Consider the following 17,887-nt stretch of genomic DNA (forward strand, 5'->3'; position numbering starts at 1 on the left):
CAGATGACACATGCAGGGTTTTAATAAGAGTACAGTCCACCGCATTTTTCACGGGCTATGAAATGAAAAAAGGCCGAGAACAAGTCTCAGCCTTAAAATGTGGCTCCCCTGGTCTGATTTGAACAGACGACACATGGATTAACAGTCCACCGCTCTAACCAACTGAGCTACAGGGGAATAATTTTTTATATGATAACCGCGAAAAGCCATTATCTTGAAAGTGGCTCCCCTGGTCTGATTTGAACAGACGACACATGGATTAACAGTCCACCGCTCTAACCAACTGAGCTACAGGGGAATAATTTTTTTTATAGATAACCGCTAATAGCCATTATCTTGAATTTGGCTCCCCTGGTCTGATTTGAACAGACGACACATGGATTAACAGTCCACCGCTCTAACCAACTGAGCTACAGGGGAATAAATTGTGTTGTAAAAACACGTTAGCTCCTCGCTAACGGGGCGGAATATTATAGCGCACATGCGAGGCTGTCAACACAAAATTAATAAAAAAGTCATTAATTCGTTCGTTTGATTAATTTACGTGCAAGGAGGCGCGAAACAAGAACTTTTCGTTTAACTTTTATGCAAATTTCTTCAAAAAACAGTGCACCTTTCATTAAAGAAGTTTCTTGATAGTTTGCGTTCTGCTTACTTAATTCTCTCATGACAGTGAAAATTTAATACTCTGCTATATTTAAAGCTAGTGAGCTATTCGCCTATTCGACGTTTAAAGGAACTAAGACATGGAACAACAGGCATCAAATGTGGTCGACGTTGATCTATTCCCATATTTGCTGTTCAACGAAGAGGGGATTATTACCCGCGTTTCTTCAGCAATAACGCGAGAATTTAATATTGATGAAGACGTATTAATTGATACGCCGCTTGATGATGTATTAACACTCTATCAAAAACAATTCTCCGGCATGACAATATCAGAATGTATTCAGGTAGTACGTCAGGCAGATGCAATCCTTACCGTAGAAAACGTTAATGGTACAAATGTACGTGCCGTTCTTGCATCTGACAAAACAAGCGCAGATGAAAACGCATTATTGATATATAAAGCCTTTAATTGGCAGCACAAATACGAAATTACCAATCAAAACCTCATCCATCTAAATCGCGCAATCGAAGGCGCTCATATCGGTATCTGGGAATATGACTGGACGACTGGGGAAGCTTACTTTTCAAAACAGTTCAAAGCACTAATTGGGTTGAGTTCTACAATCGATATCAATTGGGAAGAATTTTCCGAAATGGTTCTCGAAGAAGATCGTGCTTTGTTCAAATCGTTTTTTTCTAATCATTTAAACTACAACGTCGTGCTCAACTTTGAATTCAGAGTGGAAGTTAAGGGGGAAATTCGTTGGTTTCAAATTAAAGGAGAGAGCCGTAAGAAAAACGACGAAGGTACAATCGTCATGGGATCGTTAATTGACTGTAGTCAGGAAAGAGACACATTAAACGCTCTAAACAATGCGATTGAAAGCAAAAATCTAGCGATGGAAGCCGGAAAAATTGGAACATGGCGTGCTGAGCTATTAGCCAATGATGAATGGCGTTGGGAATGGAGTTATCTAGCGAATGACATGTTTGGTTTGGATATTTCTGATATTGGCAATCTAAATAAGTGGATTTCACGATTGCATCCTGATGATCGAGAAAAAGTAGTTAATTCGGTTCAATACTCACTGAAAACAGGTGACCTTTATCATGACAATTATCGAGCTATCCTCCCAAACGGTGAAGTAAAGTATATTCTTGCCGAAGGCATGGTTGGGCGTGACCACAGTGGCAAAATATGTCGTATGGACGGCATATGCATCGACCAAACGTTTATTCAAGAGGTACAAATTGAATTTAAACAGTTGAATGCCGATTTAGAAGAGCGTGTTTTACAAAGAACAAAAGAATTTGAGTTGGCTAAAGAGCAAGCTGAACGTGCCAAAGAACAGGCTGAACACGCGAGCCAAATTAAGTCAGATTTCTTGTCTATGATGAGTCATGAGTTACGCACGCCAATGAATGCAATTATTGGTTCATTGGATCTCCTAGCCACTACGAAGCAAACAGAAGAGTCATTTGATTTAATTGATACAGCGAAGGTTTCTGCTAATAACCTTGTTCATATTCTAAACGACATACTCGATATTAATAAAATTGAGTCAGGAAAGCTAGATTTAGAAGATACCGCATTTTCCATCTTTGATGTTATTGATAATGTGATAAAAGTTTATCTACCTGTAGCTGCGAAGAAAGACATCAAGCTCGTGGTTTACGAAGGCACTTCACTACCTGCATTTGTTAAAGGTGATCCCATTCGCGTACGACAAATCCTGTTTAACTTATTGGGTAATGCAATTAAGTTTACAGGAAATGAGGGCAATGGTGGTGAAGTTACCTTGAGAGCTGAAGTACTCGAAAGTAACGATTATATTTGCGAAGTGGCATTTACCATATCCGATAACGGGATTGGGATGACCAAAGAGGTACAAAAAAAGCTGTTCATGCCATTTACGCAAGCAGAGCGTTCAACTACACGCAAATATGGTGGAACAGGTTTAGGATTGGCAATTTGTGCCAAACTCACCGAAATGATGGGTGGGCGTATAGGTCTTAAAAGTACACAAGGCGTCGGTTCTGATTTTCGTGTTGAAGTGCCATTTTGGCGCTCGCAAGAAACAATAGCATTGGATGTTGAATCGCTAACTGGTGTTCGTGTAGCGCTTGTTGATTTGTTAGATAGTACTGAAGACTTACCTCAACGAATGGCCGAACATCTCACATTAGAAGGTGCTGTGGTAAATCACTTTGACTACAAACAATTGGATAAGCATTTTGCACAATACGATGTATTGTTTGTGCTTGTTGGAGATATTAAGGCATGCGAACCGATTGTAGCTAATTTATATAGCAAACTGCCAAAGAGCAATAATGTTTATTTTGTTGTTGATAAGGATCTCATTGATTATAGCCGCAACTGTATTTCGGGTGCCAGACTTATACCTTTACAACCTCTAACCCGTGTTCAAGTAGTGGAAGCAATAAAACATGTTTGGCAAAACAATACGTCGTTAGATCTTGAAGAACTAGATTTGTCTGAGCTGCTAATTGAACCAGAAGAAACGCCAGAGGAAATAGCATTAAAAACTGGTGTGCTTGTTGTTGAAGACAATCCTTTTAATCAAAAGCTGATTATTAAACAAATGAATAACTTGGGTTTTGAGTGTGATATTGCCAGTGATGGAATACAAGGACTCAAAAGTTGGCAAGACAAAGCCTACAAAGTCATTTTCACTGACTGCCATATGCCATCTATGGATGGCTATGAAATGACTCGCACCATTCGAGAACAAGAACAGCAAAATAAGCTACCGCCAATCCCGATTATTGCGATCACGGGAGCCGCGATGAAAGGGGACGAAGCTTATTGTTTAGATACGGGGATGTCTGACTTTTTAAGTAAACCCGTACAGCTAAAAGACCTAAAACAAGCTTTGAAAAAATGGTATCCAAATGACTGAATCAAGACAACAAGTACTCGATAGAAGTGTTATTACGGCATTAATCGGTGATGATACTGAGCTTGCCCGTAAGTTTGAGTTGGAGTTTCTAAAACAGGCAAAAGAGTCGCTAAAAAAACTCACGGAGCTCTTCAACGCCAACGATTTTAATCAGATAAAAGAAGAAGCTCATTTCTTAAAAACTTCAGCTAAAGCGGTTGGTGCGCAAACGACAGCCACACTGTTACAGCAACTTGAACAAATTAGTGAGCAAAAGGATAAGGCAAAGTCAAAGGAGCTAATTAATCAAATTAGCCATGCGATTAAGCAAGTTTATGGAGTAATTATCAATGAAAGCTAAATCTGTCAGCTTAGGTAATTCAGTACCTAAAGTTATCATGATGTATCAGCAAGCAGAAAATATTGATGGTGCTACAGCACTGATTGCGGAACAATTTGATGAATATCGAACGCTAAAAGTAACCGAAGAAAATACTAAGTTTCTGATTCGCACTAAGCCCGCTGTTATTCTTGTGGCATTAGAAACTGCTGAGGATAGCGTAGCCTATTATGGCGAACTCGTTGAACAAGGCAAATTGGATTATCCTCATTACAGTATTTTAATGTGTAACAATAAACAGTCAGCGTTGTCATTTCACTGTTGTTTAAAAGGACTGTTTGATAACTATTTTGTTTATCAACCAATATATGAACGATATCGTTTACGCCTGATAGTACATTACGGCTTAGTTTGCAGCGCGGCTAAAGCCCACTATCTGAGTAAGCAAGAAGAATATACGTCAGAAGTTGATGAGGAATTGGCGCAATTAATTGAAGATGCTAGCAATTGCAAAAATAGTCTTATTCAACGCATAAATGAAAGCGAACAGCATATGATGGATGCCGTTGCTAAGATAGAGAATGAAAGCCAAGTTGAACAAGTTGACCCAATTTCCCCTAAAGAGTTAATGACTGCATTAACTGAAAATCACTTGAAGCCTCTGCTGTCAGTCTTGGAAAATGACATAAAAAGTAGTCTTGATCAAATGATCAGTCAGATGGTTAATCAAAAATCGAATAATCAAAATCAGGTTTCTGATTTAAAAACCGCTGCTGCGCAGCCTGTTAGGCAGGCTACACAAGCAACCGCATTAGCTGCTAAGAGTAAAGAGCAACAGCAACTATTGGGAGAACAAGATACGTTGGCTCAGGATGATGAAGAATTAGCTGACATCGGAGATAAAAAGGGAATTCTAAATCCACCCCCAATCCCTAAAGAAAAAGAAGAAACTATTGAGAATGCAAGAAAGATATTGGTAGTAGAAGATAACGCTTTGTACCGAGAAATGCTGGTTAATGTGTTAACAAAAGAAAAGTTTGCCGTTGACCAAGCGATGGACGGCATCAACGCATTACAGAAAATCAAAGATGATGATTTTGATTTAATCATCATGGATCTGTTCATGCCAAAATTAGATGGTTTGAATACCACTAAAAAAATCAGACAGTTTTCAGGCGGTAAAGACGTTCCAGTAATCGCATTAACGGGTAATAAGAATAAAGAAATCGTAAAAAAATGGGCAGCATACGGGCTAAAAGGCTACATTATGAAGCCTTCAACGAAAGAACAGATACTAAGTTCTGTAGCCAGAGCGGTAAACTAAACACTCGTGTTTACTGTCGCCGATCATGGAATTTCTTACTGGCTAAATGCGCACTTTAAGTGATAGCGAGCAGATTCAGTCAGTTAGAATTAATGTAACCAATTATGAATGAAGAGTTATCCACTAATTGTGTGGATAACTATGTGTGCGAAAGTGTAAAAAATCGTAATAACTCGGTTTTACGGTGCAAGTAGGTAAAAGTTGTATGTATAGGTTTAGTTCTATTAGTACTTTAAATACAATATCTTACTGGTTGATTGTTTGATAAATAACGATTTTAGCTTGATTTTTGACCTTGTGCGGGATTTTTGTCGTTATTTGTGGGTTATTCACACGAAATAAATAAAGTGCGATAACTGACAAGCCATTTCAATCTTAGAAAACCTTCACTAAATGCTAAGAATTGTAGATGAAATTAAATTTATCGATAGCGACTCTTCTTAGTATTCTTTACAATGCTGCTGGCAGATATTTTCTAATCTTAAAATTGTACATTTATGACAAATTCCACCACAAAGAATCAAGTTAACATGCTTGTCGATCCCGTTGGGCAAACGCTTAAACGAATGACAATACCCATGATCTACGGCATGGTGTTATTAATGACATTCAACCTTGTTGACACGTTTTTTGTGGGACTGTTGGGAACGCAACCACTTGCAGCAATTAGTTTTACATTTCCTATCACCTTTACTGTAATTAGTTTGACTATAGGCCTGGGCATTGGCACATCGGCAGTCATCGCTAAGTCACTGGGAAAAGGTGAGCAGGAAGAGGCTAAAAATTCAGGCACTATAGCGCTAATTTTAACAGGCGTTGTAGTGGCGCTATTATCTTTCATTGGCTTTTTATTGATCGATGAAACGTTTTTGTTATTAGGCGCGACCGAGGATTTATTACCATTAATTCATGATTATATGGATGTTTGGTTTTTGTGTGCCGTATGTTTAATTGGTCCGATGATAGGCAACGCAATTCTACGTGCTTCTGGTGATACTAAGACACCCAGCATAATTATGGGAAGTGCTGGACTAATTAATGCGGTATTAGATCCTATTTTAATTTTTGGTTTTGGCCCTGTCCCTGCGCTTGGCATTAAAGGTGCTGCTATCGCGACAACGATTTCGTGGTTATGTGGTCTATTCTTTGTGCTTTATATTCTAGGGGTTCAAAGAAAGCTTATTCACACATCAATTTCTGCTATTGAAAACTTTGTTCAGTCTAGTCGCGAAATCTTAAAAATCGGTTTACCCGCTGCTGGTGCCAATATGTTAACACCCATTGCTGCTGCCGTAATGACGGCAATAGTAGCAGTTTATGGTGAAGCAGCTGTAGCTGCTTTTGGCGTTGGCTCACGAATTGAATCAATCGCTTGTTTAGTGGTTCTAGCAATGTCGATGACATTACCGCCATTTATTAGCCAAAACTTCGGTGCGGGTAATATGCAACGCGTAGAAGACAGCTACAAAACGTCCGCTAAGTTTGTCATGATCTGGCAGGTATTCATTTATGCGGTGTTGGCCTTGTTAGCCCCATGGATTGCCGATGCGTTTGCCAAGGAAGAAGCTGTTGCAGATATCATTAAATTGTTTATTTGGATACTTCCTCTAGGGTATGGCCTACAAGGAATCATCATATTAACTAATTCTTCTTTTAACGCCTTACACAAGCCAATGATTGCGTTAGCGTTAAGTGTTGTTCGGTTGTTTGTTTGTTACGTACCCATGGCCTATTTAGGAAGCTTTCTATATGACTTAGAAGGGTTTTTCATAGGTGCGCTTTTAGGTAATTTCGTTATGGCATTCATTTCTTATCGAATATTTACGCGTCAATTTGAACAAAGTTCTTTGAGTGAGAAGGCAGTGTAATCATGAAGGATATGGATTTACAATCAGACTACACACCAAGTGGCGACCAACCGGCGGCAATTAAGCAACTGCTTGAGGGTATTGATGTTGGTTTAGCACACCAAACATTGTTAGGGGTTACTGGTTCGGGTAAAACATTTACCGTAGCCAATGTTATCGCTAAGCTCAATAGACCAACGATGATGCTCGCGCCTAATAAAACGCTTGCTGCACAATTGTATGGCGAAATGAAGGAGTTCTTTCCAAATAATGCTGTTGAGTATTTCGTTTCCTATTACGATTACTATCAACCTGAAGCTTATGTGCCAACAACTGACACTTTTATCGAAAAAGATGCTTCTATCAATGACCATATTGAGCAAATGCGGTTGTCTGCTACCAAAGCATTACTTGAACGACGTGACGTAATTATCGTCGCCTCGGTATCGGCAATTTACGGCCTTGGTGATCCCGATTCCTACTTGAAAATGATGCTGCATTTGCGTCAAGGGGATATTATCAATCAGCGTGATATTCTGCGTCGTCTTGCTGAATTGCAATACACACGAAATGATATGGCATTTCAGCGGGCAACTTATCGCGTAAGGGGAGATGTGATAGATATCTTTCCCGCAGAATCTGATCGCATTGCATTACGTGTAGAGCTGTTTGATGAAGAAATCGAAAGGATTAGCGAATTCGATCCGCTCACTGGCGCTGTTGAGCGACAATTAGCGCGTGTTACTGTGTACCCCAAAACCCACTATGCAACGCCGAGAGAAAAAATTCTTGCGGCGGTAGATCAAATAAAGATCGAGCTAAAAGAGCGCGCGACTCAACTTAAAGAGAATAACAAACTCGTTGAAGAACAACGTATTGTTCAGCGAACGCAATTTGATATTGAAATGATGACCGAGCTTGGTTATTGCTCGGGCATAGAAAACTATTCTCGTTATTTATCTGGTCGTGAGGCGGGCGAAGCACCGCCCACGTTATTTGATTATTTGCCAGACGATGGCTTATTAATAATTGATGAATCCCATGTAACAGTGCCGCAAATTGGTGCGATGTACAAAGGGGACAGATCGCGCAAAGAAAATCTAGTTGAATATGGATTCAGACTGCCATCAGCACTCGACAATCGACCAATGAAATTTGAAGAGTTTGAAGCGCTTGCTCCTCAAACTATTTACGTTTCGGCTACACCCAGTCAATATGAAATGGACAAGTCGGCTGGTGAAGTGGCCGAGCAAGTTGTTAGACCGACAGGCCTGCTAGATCCTGAAATAGAAGTTCGCCCAGTGGACACGCAGGTAGACGACTTATTGTCTGAAATTCGTATCCGCGTGGAAATAGGTGAACGCGTGTTGGCGACAACGTTAACAAAACGAATGGCGGAAGATTTAACTGATTATCTTGATGAACACAATATCAAAACACGCTATTTGCACTCGGATATAGATACTGTTGAGCGTGTTGAAATCATACGAGATTTCAGATTAGGGCATTTTGATGTATTGGTAGGGATAAACCTTTTGCGTGAAGGTTTAGATATGCCGGAAGTGTCATTGGTTGCCATATTAGATGCCGACAAGGAAGGTTTCCTTCGTTCTGAGCGTTCACTCATTCAAACAATTGGCCGAGCAGCACGAAACGTTAATGGTAGAGCGATCCTGTATGCTGATCGCATTACAGGGTCAATGCGCAAAGCGATTGACGAGACTAATCGTCGTCGTGAGAAGCAACAGGCATATAACGAACTTCATGGGATCACACCGCGTGGGGTGAAACGTAAAATTACAGATGTGATGGATGTCGGGCATGTTGGCGAAAAGGTTAGTTTCGATCAAGCAGCCGAAAGCAAGCCGACTTATCATATCATGAGCACAAGTGAAATTGACGAGCAAGTGAAATTGCTAGAAAAACAAATGCTTGATCATGCGCAAAACCTTGAATTTGAGCAAGCGGCTGCTATTCGTGACGAAATCGCCAAACTAAGACTAGTACAACTTAAAACCTAAGTATTTCAGCTAATGCCGTAAAATTTAGATCAAAGCAACACGTACACGTGCAGAAATTGAACGCGTAACGGTTATGCGGTGTACATAGTGTTTGTTATTGTTGGTGTCTATGTCCTTGCTACTTTTATGCTGAGATAATTACGGCTCAGTTCTGTCGTACTATTCTAATTCAAACATTGAATAACGACTGATGATAGCGGCGACTTCATCTCGATTACACATGTTTAGCTGACTGATATCTTCGATTATTTTGTCCTGAATATCGACGGGAAATAGCAAAAGCTGCTCGAGGTACAAATGGGCTTGAGTTTCATTTTTTCCGTTCATCATTTCACACAATTTATTTGCGTGATCTTTCCACATGGCACTCATAATACGTCCTCACATTTTAAACGTGAACAAAAGCCAGTCCTACCCATTTGGGCGTAGAACTGGTGTGGTGTAGGTGAATGCGTTGTTACACCCTAATAATACTAAGTCTAGAACAAAGGTGTGTATTTTTTATACAATTTGGTTCTTAGTACAAATGTTAATCATTCTTACTGATATAGCATAAAACAGCGGTAACTAGCTCAATTCGTACTTATCAAGGCGGTATAAAAACGCTTTATATGACATTTTCAAGTATTTAGCTGCTTTTGTTTTATTGTGATGATTGTGCATTAAGGCTTGTTGCAGGCAATAGCGTTCAAAATGCTCCCAATGATAACCATCGTTTGGAAACTCCACTGTGGGTAGCGCCGTATCGTCGGAGGTTTGATTATGCTTAAGTGCGGGAACAAGTTCTGAATCGTCGTCTAACAAGACAAAACGTTCAATACGATTAGACAACTCTCTGACATTGCCGGGCCAGTGATAATCCAAAAGCTTGCGGTATTGCGAAGTCGTTATCTTAGGGGAAGAACATTGGTGATTCTTTGCATGGAGAGCTACAAAGTGGTCAGCTAATAACGCAATATCCTGAGAGCGCTCCCGTAACGAGGGCAGGTTAATCGGCACGACATTTAAGCGGTAGAAGAGATCTTCTCTGAACCTTCCTTCTTTAACCTCTTGTTCAAGATTTCTGTGGGTGGCAGCGATCACTCTAACATCGAGTTTTAGCTCTGTGTTGCTACCGAGTCTGGTAATCGTTCCTTCCTGTAAAAACCGTAACAAATGTGCTTGCAAGGCAGGAGATAGCTCGCCTATTTCATCTAGGAATATTGTACCGTTATTTGCTGCTTCAAAACGTCCTATTTTTAAGGTGTTGGCGCCAGTAAATGCACCTTTCTCAGCACCAAATAATTCTGCTTCAGCAATAGATTCTGCAATCGCACCACAGTTGATGGCAATAAACTTTTCTTTTGCGCGATGGGATGATTGGTGAAGTGCTCTCGCAGCTAGCTCTTTACCTGTGCCGCTTTCTCCTAATATGAGCACAGTGGCATTGGTCGCAGAAATTTTGTTGATGCGCTGATAAACGGCTTGCATAGCAGGGGCATTTCCGACTAATTGCATGAGTTGCTTTTGTTCACCTAATTGTGAAGACAGCAAGCGATTTTCATTTCTTAGACGTTGAGCACTAATTGCCTTTTCTATCGTGAGCAATAGTTCTTGGCGTTTAAAGGGTTTGGGAATGTAATCATCAGCGCCTTTCTGCATGGCTTCAACTGCATGATTTATCGTGCCATACGCTGTCGCGATGACAAAACCCATTTCAGGCTGGTTTAAACGAACATAATTGAGTAGCTCAATACCGGATAACTCACCAAGTTTCCAATCAGAAAAAACTACATCGAAGGATTGTGATTTCAAAAATAGTATCGCTTGTTCAACACAGTCAGCTGACTCGACGAGGTATTTTGCGGCACTGAGAATATCAACAATGAGCTGACGTTGCTCAGGGTCATCTTCTACAACGAGTATTTTATATGATGTATTCATCGTTAATTGGTTTCCTGTAGCGCAAAAAATCCATAAGCCTTGCAGCCTGTTACCTGATCATCGAGCATGATGTTCTCGAGCGCAAGGTCTCCATGATAGTGTAACTGGATAATTCTTCGGGCAATGTATAGCCCCATTCCAGCGCCGTCTGGCTTGCTGGATACATGTGGCTTAAATAACTGGCTTGCAATGTTAGCTGCGAGACCAGAACCTGAGTCGGTTACAGTAAACTGAAGCTGGTTCGGGCTGCGTAATAAGGCGATTTTAACTATTTGGTTTTCTGACGAGGCCTCGCATGCATTGAATATGAGCGTATGAAAAATGCTGCGAATTTCTGATTCAGCCCCTTTGAGGGTCAGATTCTTATCAACGTCTATCTCAAATTGAATTACTTTTGCCTGGCTACTTTTATATTCGAGAACAATGTCTTGCACAATTGCTAGTAGCGGGCAAGTTTCATCCCGATTGATGCCATAGGTAGTCAGTGTCAGTAATGATTTAATACTCTTATCAATGTGACTGATCTTCTGCTGGATTCGCGTTAGCTCTAGATTTCTCTGCTCACTGCTAAGCGACTGATCTAGCAACTGCTCTAAAGATAGCCCAATTGTGTGAATCGGACTTCTCAGTGCATGCGCTAAACCTCGACTGACTTCTCCTAATTCAGCCAAATGAGCAATCTCTTTGTGTTGCTTTTCTGCTTGGCTTAGTTGGGCTAATTGCTCACCCATCAGGTTGAATCGTTTAATGGTTGTCTTTAGTTCGCTTACTCCCAACTCTTCTACTCGATGGTCATAATTGCCTTTGGAGAGCTGCTCAAAGCCGTTAACTAAGGCCTTTAATGGCTGATTGAATGTTACACTGAGCCAATAAGCAAACGTTAACGCAATCGCTCCTCCTAAGATTAGAATTAACTGTACTCGCCACAATAGTTGTTTAATTTTACCGTCGTTAACAGTTGAAGAGACCCATACTTTACTTTCAGCGTTATCTTGCTGAATTACAAGCTTGGAAGATTCTGCGCTATTAGGCACTTTCTCCTTGAGCAACAGTTCGATTTGAGCGTCGAACACTTTCTTTAAATGTTTGGCTTCGATCACGCGTGCACTATCTTCACCTGAAGACTTTAGTTCAATGATTGGCTTAGATGGCACATCTGAATTAAACGTGACTATTTTAATAGTCTCTCTGACTTTTGGCTTGTCGACTGAAGATTGTTCGACCTCTTTAGTTTCCTCTATTTCCGGGGTGTTATCGTCTTGCTTGATCTTTTCTGTTAGCGCAACGCCGTGGTGGGCATCTATTACGGTTTTTATCCCGACCTCGTCTAATGCAAGTTCAAAAGCCTGTTCATTAATCGTCCGCACTTTGTTTTGGACATCTTGATCTATATTGTGTTGCAACCAAAAAATCAGTACTACCTGCACGATCGTTAATACGATTATGAGGCCTCCAACTAAGGCGAATAGGTATTGCCGTAATGACATATAGCGCTCTCAAATTTGTCGAAAGTCTAAAGCTATCAAATTTGATGCCATGAAAGCCAGTCTTATAAAATAAATAATTTCAACACGTTACAGATGGAGTAACGAACATTTAGTTCAAGGTCGGTAAAATATCCTGATATAAGGATAACTCTGTGCGCATTTGAGGAAAGTCTGCTAACACAAGATAACTCACGTGTTTCTTCAAGTGGTTGAAATGTATAGTTTTTGTTCTTGTGGTATGAATCTCGCTGTTGTTGTGCTGAACCCACAAGTTTTCAATAAAGGAAAAATAAAATGAAACGACTAAAAGTGAACGCTATTGCATTATTGTTATCGGTAGCAGGCGCAACAGCGAGCTTGTCTGCAATTGCGATGACAACTGAAGATAAACACGTTGAACAACGGATAGAAGTCGTGGCTGAAAAAGGAGCTGACGTTAAAGTATTGATAGATACTAATGGCGAAGTGAAGGAGTTTAATCTGCCGAATAATGTGTTTGCTGACAAAGATCAGCTTGAACAAGCGCTCGCGGATTTTCCTGTTGAGGTTCGCGAAAATTTGCTTAAGCACCTTAGTGGTTTTTCGCTTGACGCGAACATGATTAAAATCGCGACAGATGATGAACATATTTTCAACTGGAGCGCTGACGATAGTGCAGGCGCTAAATCTATGGTTGTTGTCAAAGTAGACAAACAGGAATTTGATAGTGATGATTTGCACAAGGTCGTAAAACATATTGTTGTAAATGGTGATCAAAAAGTGATTGATCTAAAGGATACCAGCCACTCATTTGCCGATGTAATTATTAACCTAATTGATGATTCTAAACTTTCTCAAGAAGACATGGATAAAATTCAAGCAGCGCTTGATAAAAAAAGATAATCCATAGATCCTATTTTCAATATCATGAGGCTGATTCTTACAGCCTCATTTTTATTCGTTGCAACAATTCGCACATCATATTTCTTTGGTACTTTCTTGCTACATTAATCGTTCTTAAAACTGGTGTGTAATTCATCGATTCTGTAAACTAGCGGGCATAATTTTCCAGAGGACAATGTTTTGAAAAAAGTCGCATTTATTGGCCTAGGTGTTATGGGTTACCCTATGGCAGGCCACTTAGTGAAAGCAGGCTATGAAGTCTCCGTTTATAACCGCACTACAGAAAAAGCAAAAGCTTGGCAGAAAGAATTTGGTGGTCAAGTGGGAATTACACCATTTGAAGCGGCAAATAACGCCGATATTGTGTTTGTGTGTGTTGGTAATGATGATGATGTGCGCACAGTTGTTTATGGTGATGAAGGCGCGCTATCAGGACTCAAACTAGGTGGGATTTTAGTTGATCACACAACTGCGTCTGCAGAACTTGCGCGAGAAATAGACGAAGCAGCTAAACAGCAAGGCAAATTGTTTTTAGATGCGCCAGTATCTGGCGGCCAGGCGGGTGCAGAGAATGGTGTATTGACCGTGATGGTCGGTGGTGAACCAGACACGTTCGAGCAAGCTCAACCGGTAATGGCTGCATTTGCGCGTTTTAGTCAGCTTATGGGCCCAGCAGGCAGTGGTCAGTTGGCTAAAATGGTTAATCAAATTTGTATTGCTGGCGTAGTTCAAGGGTTAGCGGAAGGATTTAATTTTGCGGAAAAAGTTGGTTTAGATCCTGACAAATTAGTGGAGACTATTTCAAAAGGTGCAGCAGGCTCGTGGCAAATGGAAAACCGTTACCAAACCATGTTTGCTGGAGAATACGATTTTGGTTTTGCCGTGGATTGGATGCGCAAAGACCTGTCGATTGCTTTTGCAGAAGCACAGAAGAACGGGATACCTTTGCCAATGACCAAAATGGTGGATGGTTTTTACGAAGAAGTTCAATCAGCTGGCGGTAATCGTTGGGACACATCGAGTCTAATTTCTCGCTTCAAAAAGTAGTCGATTTTTTTGAACCTAAAATAGCGATAATGCGTTAAGCATTATCGCTATTATTTCAATAGGGCTAGAGCACAGATTTATTTGATAAATTTACTCAGTTGCCTGTTAATGGTGTTAACCGCAGAGTTAATTTCTTCCGCTAGTTGAAGCAATTCATCTGAACTTTGGCTCGTTGTGGTAGACACGTTTTTGATGTTTTCAATATTCGTGTTTATTTCCATGCCAATGGATGATTGTGCGTTGGCTGCTTCAGATAGTTGCATATTTTGCGTTTGAATCTCTGCAACTGCACTGCCAACTGACATAATTACTTCATTCGTCAGATTAGCTTTTTCCTGACTGACACTAATGCTTTCACTGCCTTGTGCCATAGATTCAACTGCATTTTTAGCGCCCGATTGAAGTTGCTCTATCATTTTGTTGATTTCTTCCGTTGATTCTTGCGTTCTGCTGGCCAGTGTTCGAACTTCATCTGCAACTACGGCAAAACCACGTCCTTGCTCTCCCGCACGTGCAGCTTCAATAGCGGCGTTTAATGCCAGTAAATTGGTTTGTTCTGCTATGCCTCTAATTACATCGAGTACGCCACCAATGTTTTGACTATCAGACTCTAAGGTCTGTACGACTTCAGATGCTTTTGCCATCATTTGAGACAACTGCTCAACAGAAGCAAGATTTTCTTGCACTGTTTTTGTTCCTGAACGTGTTTCTTCTAATGTGGTTTGTGATCTGTCTGCGGTGTTAGAAGCAATTGTCGTTACTTCGTCAGTGGAGCTGGTCATTTCGCTCATGGAAGTTGCTATTTGTTCTGTCAGCATGTGTTGCTGCGCAGCGCCAGATTGCGTTTCTTTGGTAATGTTCTCCATATTGGCGGTTGCACCAGTTAGCTGCTGAATTTGGTCATTAATTCGAGTCAATGTGCGTGATAATTGTTCCATAAAGGTGTTAAATGCTTCGGCGATTACGCCAATCTCGTCTTTTGGCTCGTCGTTCAAACGTTTACTTAAATCACCTTCGCCTTCTGCGATTTCAACGAGTGCGTGATGGACTTCACGTAATCGGCTAGATACTATTTTCCGGAACATAAAGAACAAGAGGCTGACTGTCGCAATTAGCGCAATGATAACTATGCCACCAATTGTCGTATTCAATGCAGCAGCATTGCGTAGCTGCTCATCAATTGGAACTTGTACCTCTAAAATGCCGCGTACATCATTGAGAGACCAGCCGGTTTTTGGCGTATCAGGGTGTGAATTGTGGCATTTTACGCAAGCCTCTGCGACCATCGTATCGGCGAGCGCGACACGTACAGTTTCACGATTATTGATAGTTTCCATTCTTGAAAATGTTTGTTTGGGGTTGCTGGTGAGGGTGTTCCATGCTTCCTGGCCAAAATTATCGAGTTTTCGTGATTTTCGATTTGGAAACGGGTAAGGGCTGTAGAGCTTAAGTGAAATAATATTATTGTCTGAAAATACTTTGCTTATGTCGTGAATAAAAGTGGCTGGCAATGGAATTTTGTTTTGTTGATCTTTGTGATTGTAGTGGGGCCTTATCTCTTGTCCCGCTAATACTTTCTTGATGATATTTTTGGTGTAGTAACCTCGTATTGCTTTGTACTGTTTTACCGTACTTTCTGCGGAGGTTACTGCTGATTCAATCGCATGTGTTCGAATCACGTTGGGTATGTAGGTCACAATAATAATCAGAACAAGCACTAGAATTGCAACAAGTGGTGAAAACAAGCGCGTACTCAATTTACGCCAGAAATTACTTTGCATCGCGAGCACCATACAGAGCGAATAACTATATCATATTAGTGTAGTCGACTCTCGGTAATTTACCGCAAAATTCAGTGGTATAGTGCTTAAAAGATTTCTGACGTTAACTTTATGTGTGGACGTAGTGATACAACGCTTTGATGATAGACATCTTACGTGAATCCGATTCGTGCTCATGTGCGAGATTTTCAAGTTTTAGCATGTATTCTTCAGCATTTAATCGGCCTTTACCGCCATGCTGAATAATGTTTTGGCAATGGTGTTGCCATTTAACTTGCTCATCAGCTGATAAAGTGAAGGGGTAATTTCTTGCACGATACTTAAATAGCAGTGTATCGAACCGACTATCCTCGAAGTTAAATTGATGTGTCGCTAATTGTTCTGGCGAGCATTGGTGCAATATTTCAAACTGTGCTTTGTCTGCGTGCGATAAAAACCCGCCCCCATATAAACTATGTTCAGCATCTTCTTGTTCAAATTCTTTGTCGTCAGATGCAAATACTTCAGTTAATTTTTCTCTGATTTCTAGATTTTGTTTGAGCAGAGCTAGATTGGCCAAACACTTTTCACGTGGGATGTTTAATCGCTCGGCGTTTTCAGGGAGTAATGTTTTGGCAGGCGAAACAACAGGGCATTTGTTGGTATGAATCAATTTAATTGGAATAGGTAATTCGTCGCTTGCCAATTCATCGTGTCGCGTATACAAACGTTGTTTGATTTCTGCGGCTGACAATTCAATTAATGGACTAATGTCTTGTGCCAAATCAACGGTAATGACGGCATTCTTGTTTACCGGATGATAGGACACGGGCGAAAACCAGCTAGTGCAGCCATGCTCAGACGATATTTTACTTGAGGTATGCACGATAGGCGTCATTTGATAAACATCAAGCAAATTGGCGACCTCTTTTTTGTTGCGCAATTTGAAAATGAAATCGTATAGTTTTGGCTGCTTCTCTTTTATCAACTTGGCCATTGCAATGGTTGCATACACATCGCTCATTGCATCATGCGCTGCTTCATGGCTAATACCATTAGCTTGTGTTAACAGCTCTAAGCGAAAACTCACTTTACCATTGTCGTTTTTGGGCCAATTGATACCTTCTGGCCTTAGCGCGTAGCATGCACGCACCATATCAATAATATCCCAACGGCTATTGCCATTTTGCCATTCGCGGGCGTAGGGGTCATAAAAGTTTCTAAATAATAAATAGCGGGTCACTTCATCATCAAAACGAATATTATTGTATCCGGCAACACAAGTGTTTGGCGTAGAAAACAAGCGATGAATACGGTCGGCAAACTCAGCTTCCGTTAGTCCTTCTTTTTGTGCTTTTTGAGGTGTAATGCCTGTAACTAGACACGCCTCTGGATGCGGCAAGTAATCTTGCGGTGGCTGACAATAAAATACCTCGGGCTCACCAATAATATTAAGATCTAAGTCAGTACGAATAGCAGCAAATTGCGAAGGCTTATCATATTTGGGTGAAATGCCCCAAGTCTCATAATCGTGCCAGAGAATGGTGGGCTGAGCTATGTTATTGTTTTGATTTGTCATTTTAACCGCTGTATTTGTTTTAATGCGAGATGCTTAATCATCCCAGCATAATATCATAGCTACTGTACGCCCGAAATCGTGTTTAACCAAAAATTATCAGTCTTAATTATCAGTCCTAATTCTCAGTGCCTTTATTATCTTTAATCATTGTTGTGTCGCATCGTTTCA

General features: G+C 40.6%; 12 protein-coding genes and 3 tRNA genes. 7 read left to right on the forward strand and 8 right to left on the reverse strand.

Annotated features, from left to right (window positions below; genetic code table 11):
• Window positions 1-100: 100 nt before the first annotated feature.
• From ACSLUK_RS14140 to ACSLUK_RS14150, 3 genes are all read right to left on the reverse strand, one after another.
• Window positions 101-177 (reverse strand) — tRNA-Asn (locus ACSLUK_RS14140).
• A 44-nt stretch (window positions 178-221) separates the two neighbouring features.
• A tRNA-Asn gene (locus ACSLUK_RS14145) sits at window positions 222-298 on the reverse strand.
• Between the two features lie 45 nt (window positions 299-343).
• Window positions 344-420 (reverse strand) — tRNA-Asn (locus ACSLUK_RS14150).
• 326 nt (window positions 421-746) lie between these two features.
• On the opposite strand from ACSLUK_RS14150, the gene ACSLUK_RS14155 reads away from it, so the two are divergent.
• The 5 genes from ACSLUK_RS14155 (at window position 747) to uvrB (ending at window position 9,041) form a co-directional block, all read left to right on the forward strand.
• A complete protein-coding gene (locus ACSLUK_RS14155; RefSeq protein ID WP_448549318.1) occupies window positions 747-3,530 on the forward strand; it encodes a hybrid sensor histidine kinase/response regulator in 2,784 nt (927 codons plus the stop codon).
• Complete coding sequence (locus ACSLUK_RS14160) at window positions 3,523-3,870, forward strand: Hpt domain-containing protein (protein WP_448549319.1); 348 nt, start codon at window positions 3,523-3,525, stop codon at window positions 3,868-3,870. The genes ACSLUK_RS14155 and ACSLUK_RS14160 overlap by 8 nt, the downstream gene beginning before the upstream one ends.
• Window positions 3,860-5,173, forward strand: a complete 1,314-nt coding sequence (locus ACSLUK_RS14165; protein WP_448549320.1) for a response regulator — start codon at window positions 3,860-3,862, stop codon at window positions 5,171-5,173. Before ACSLUK_RS14160 ends, ACSLUK_RS14165 begins: the two co-directional genes overlap by 11 nt.
• Before the next feature lie 497 nt (window positions 5,174-5,670).
• Entirely contained in the window at window positions 5,671-7,041 is a 1,371-nt protein-coding gene (locus tag ACSLUK_RS14170) for an MATE family efflux transporter (protein WP_448549321.1), read from the forward strand.
• Between the two features lie 2 nt (window positions 7,042-7,043).
• Window positions 7,044-9,041 carry an excinuclease ABC subunit UvrB gene (uvrB, locus tag ACSLUK_RS14175; RefSeq protein ID WP_448549322.1) on the forward strand — a complete coding sequence of 666 codons (1,998 nt, stop codon included), beginning with the start codon at window positions 7,044-7,046 and terminating at the stop codon, window positions 9,039-9,041.
• 159 nt (window positions 9,042-9,200) lie between these two features.
• Here uvrB and ACSLUK_RS14180 read toward each other — a convergent pair whose 3' ends face one another.
• The 3 genes from ACSLUK_RS14180 to ACSLUK_RS14190 form a co-directional block, all read right to left on the reverse strand.
• Entirely contained in the window at window positions 9,201-9,413 is a 213-nt protein-coding gene (locus tag ACSLUK_RS14180) for a hypothetical protein (RefSeq protein ID WP_448549323.1), read from the reverse strand.
• A 195-nt stretch (window positions 9,414-9,608) separates the two neighbouring features.
• Window positions 9,609-10,964 (reverse strand): sigma-54-dependent transcriptional regulator, encoded by a 1,356-nt coding sequence (locus tag ACSLUK_RS14185; RefSeq protein WP_448549324.1) that lies wholly within the window; start codon window positions 10,962-10,964, stop codon window positions 9,609-9,611.
• Between the two features lie 2 nt (window positions 10,965-10,966).
• On the reverse strand, window positions 10,967-12,451 hold the full coding sequence (locus ACSLUK_RS14190) for a sensor histidine kinase (RefSeq protein WP_448549325.1): 1,485 nt from the start codon (window positions 12,449-12,451) through the stop codon (window positions 10,967-10,969).
• Window positions 12,452-12,745: 294 nt separating this feature from the next.
• Between ACSLUK_RS14190 and ACSLUK_RS14195 the strand changes: the two genes are divergently transcribed.
• Window positions 12,746-13,333, forward strand: a complete 588-nt coding sequence (locus ACSLUK_RS14195) for a hypothetical protein (protein ID WP_448549326.1) — start codon at window positions 12,746-12,748, stop codon at window positions 13,331-13,333.
• A gap of 180 nt (window positions 13,334-13,513) precedes the next feature.
• The gene (locus ACSLUK_RS14200; RefSeq protein WP_448549327.1) at window positions 13,514-14,380 is read left to right on the forward strand and encodes an NAD(P)-dependent oxidoreductase; all 867 of its coding nucleotides are present in this window, start codon (window positions 13,514-13,516) and stop codon (window positions 14,378-14,380) included.
• Window positions 14,381-14,457: 77 nt separating this feature from the next.
• Here the strand turns inward: ACSLUK_RS14200 and ACSLUK_RS14205 are convergent, their stop codons facing one another.
• Together ACSLUK_RS14205 and sbcB are read right to left on the reverse strand one after the other, a co-directional pair.
• Window positions 14,458-16,161, reverse strand: coding sequence for a methyl-accepting chemotaxis protein (locus tag ACSLUK_RS14205; RefSeq protein ID WP_448549328.1), 1,704 nt, complete (start codon window positions 16,159-16,161; stop codon window positions 14,458-14,460).
• A 109-nt stretch (window positions 16,162-16,270) separates the two neighbouring features.
• A complete protein-coding gene (gene sbcB / locus ACSLUK_RS14210; protein WP_448549329.1) occupies window positions 16,271-17,719 on the reverse strand; it encodes an exodeoxyribonuclease I in 1,449 nt (482 codons plus the stop codon).
• Window positions 17,720-17,887 lie beyond the last annotated feature (168 nt).

This window comes from Thalassotalea fusca (assembly GCF_053485835.1).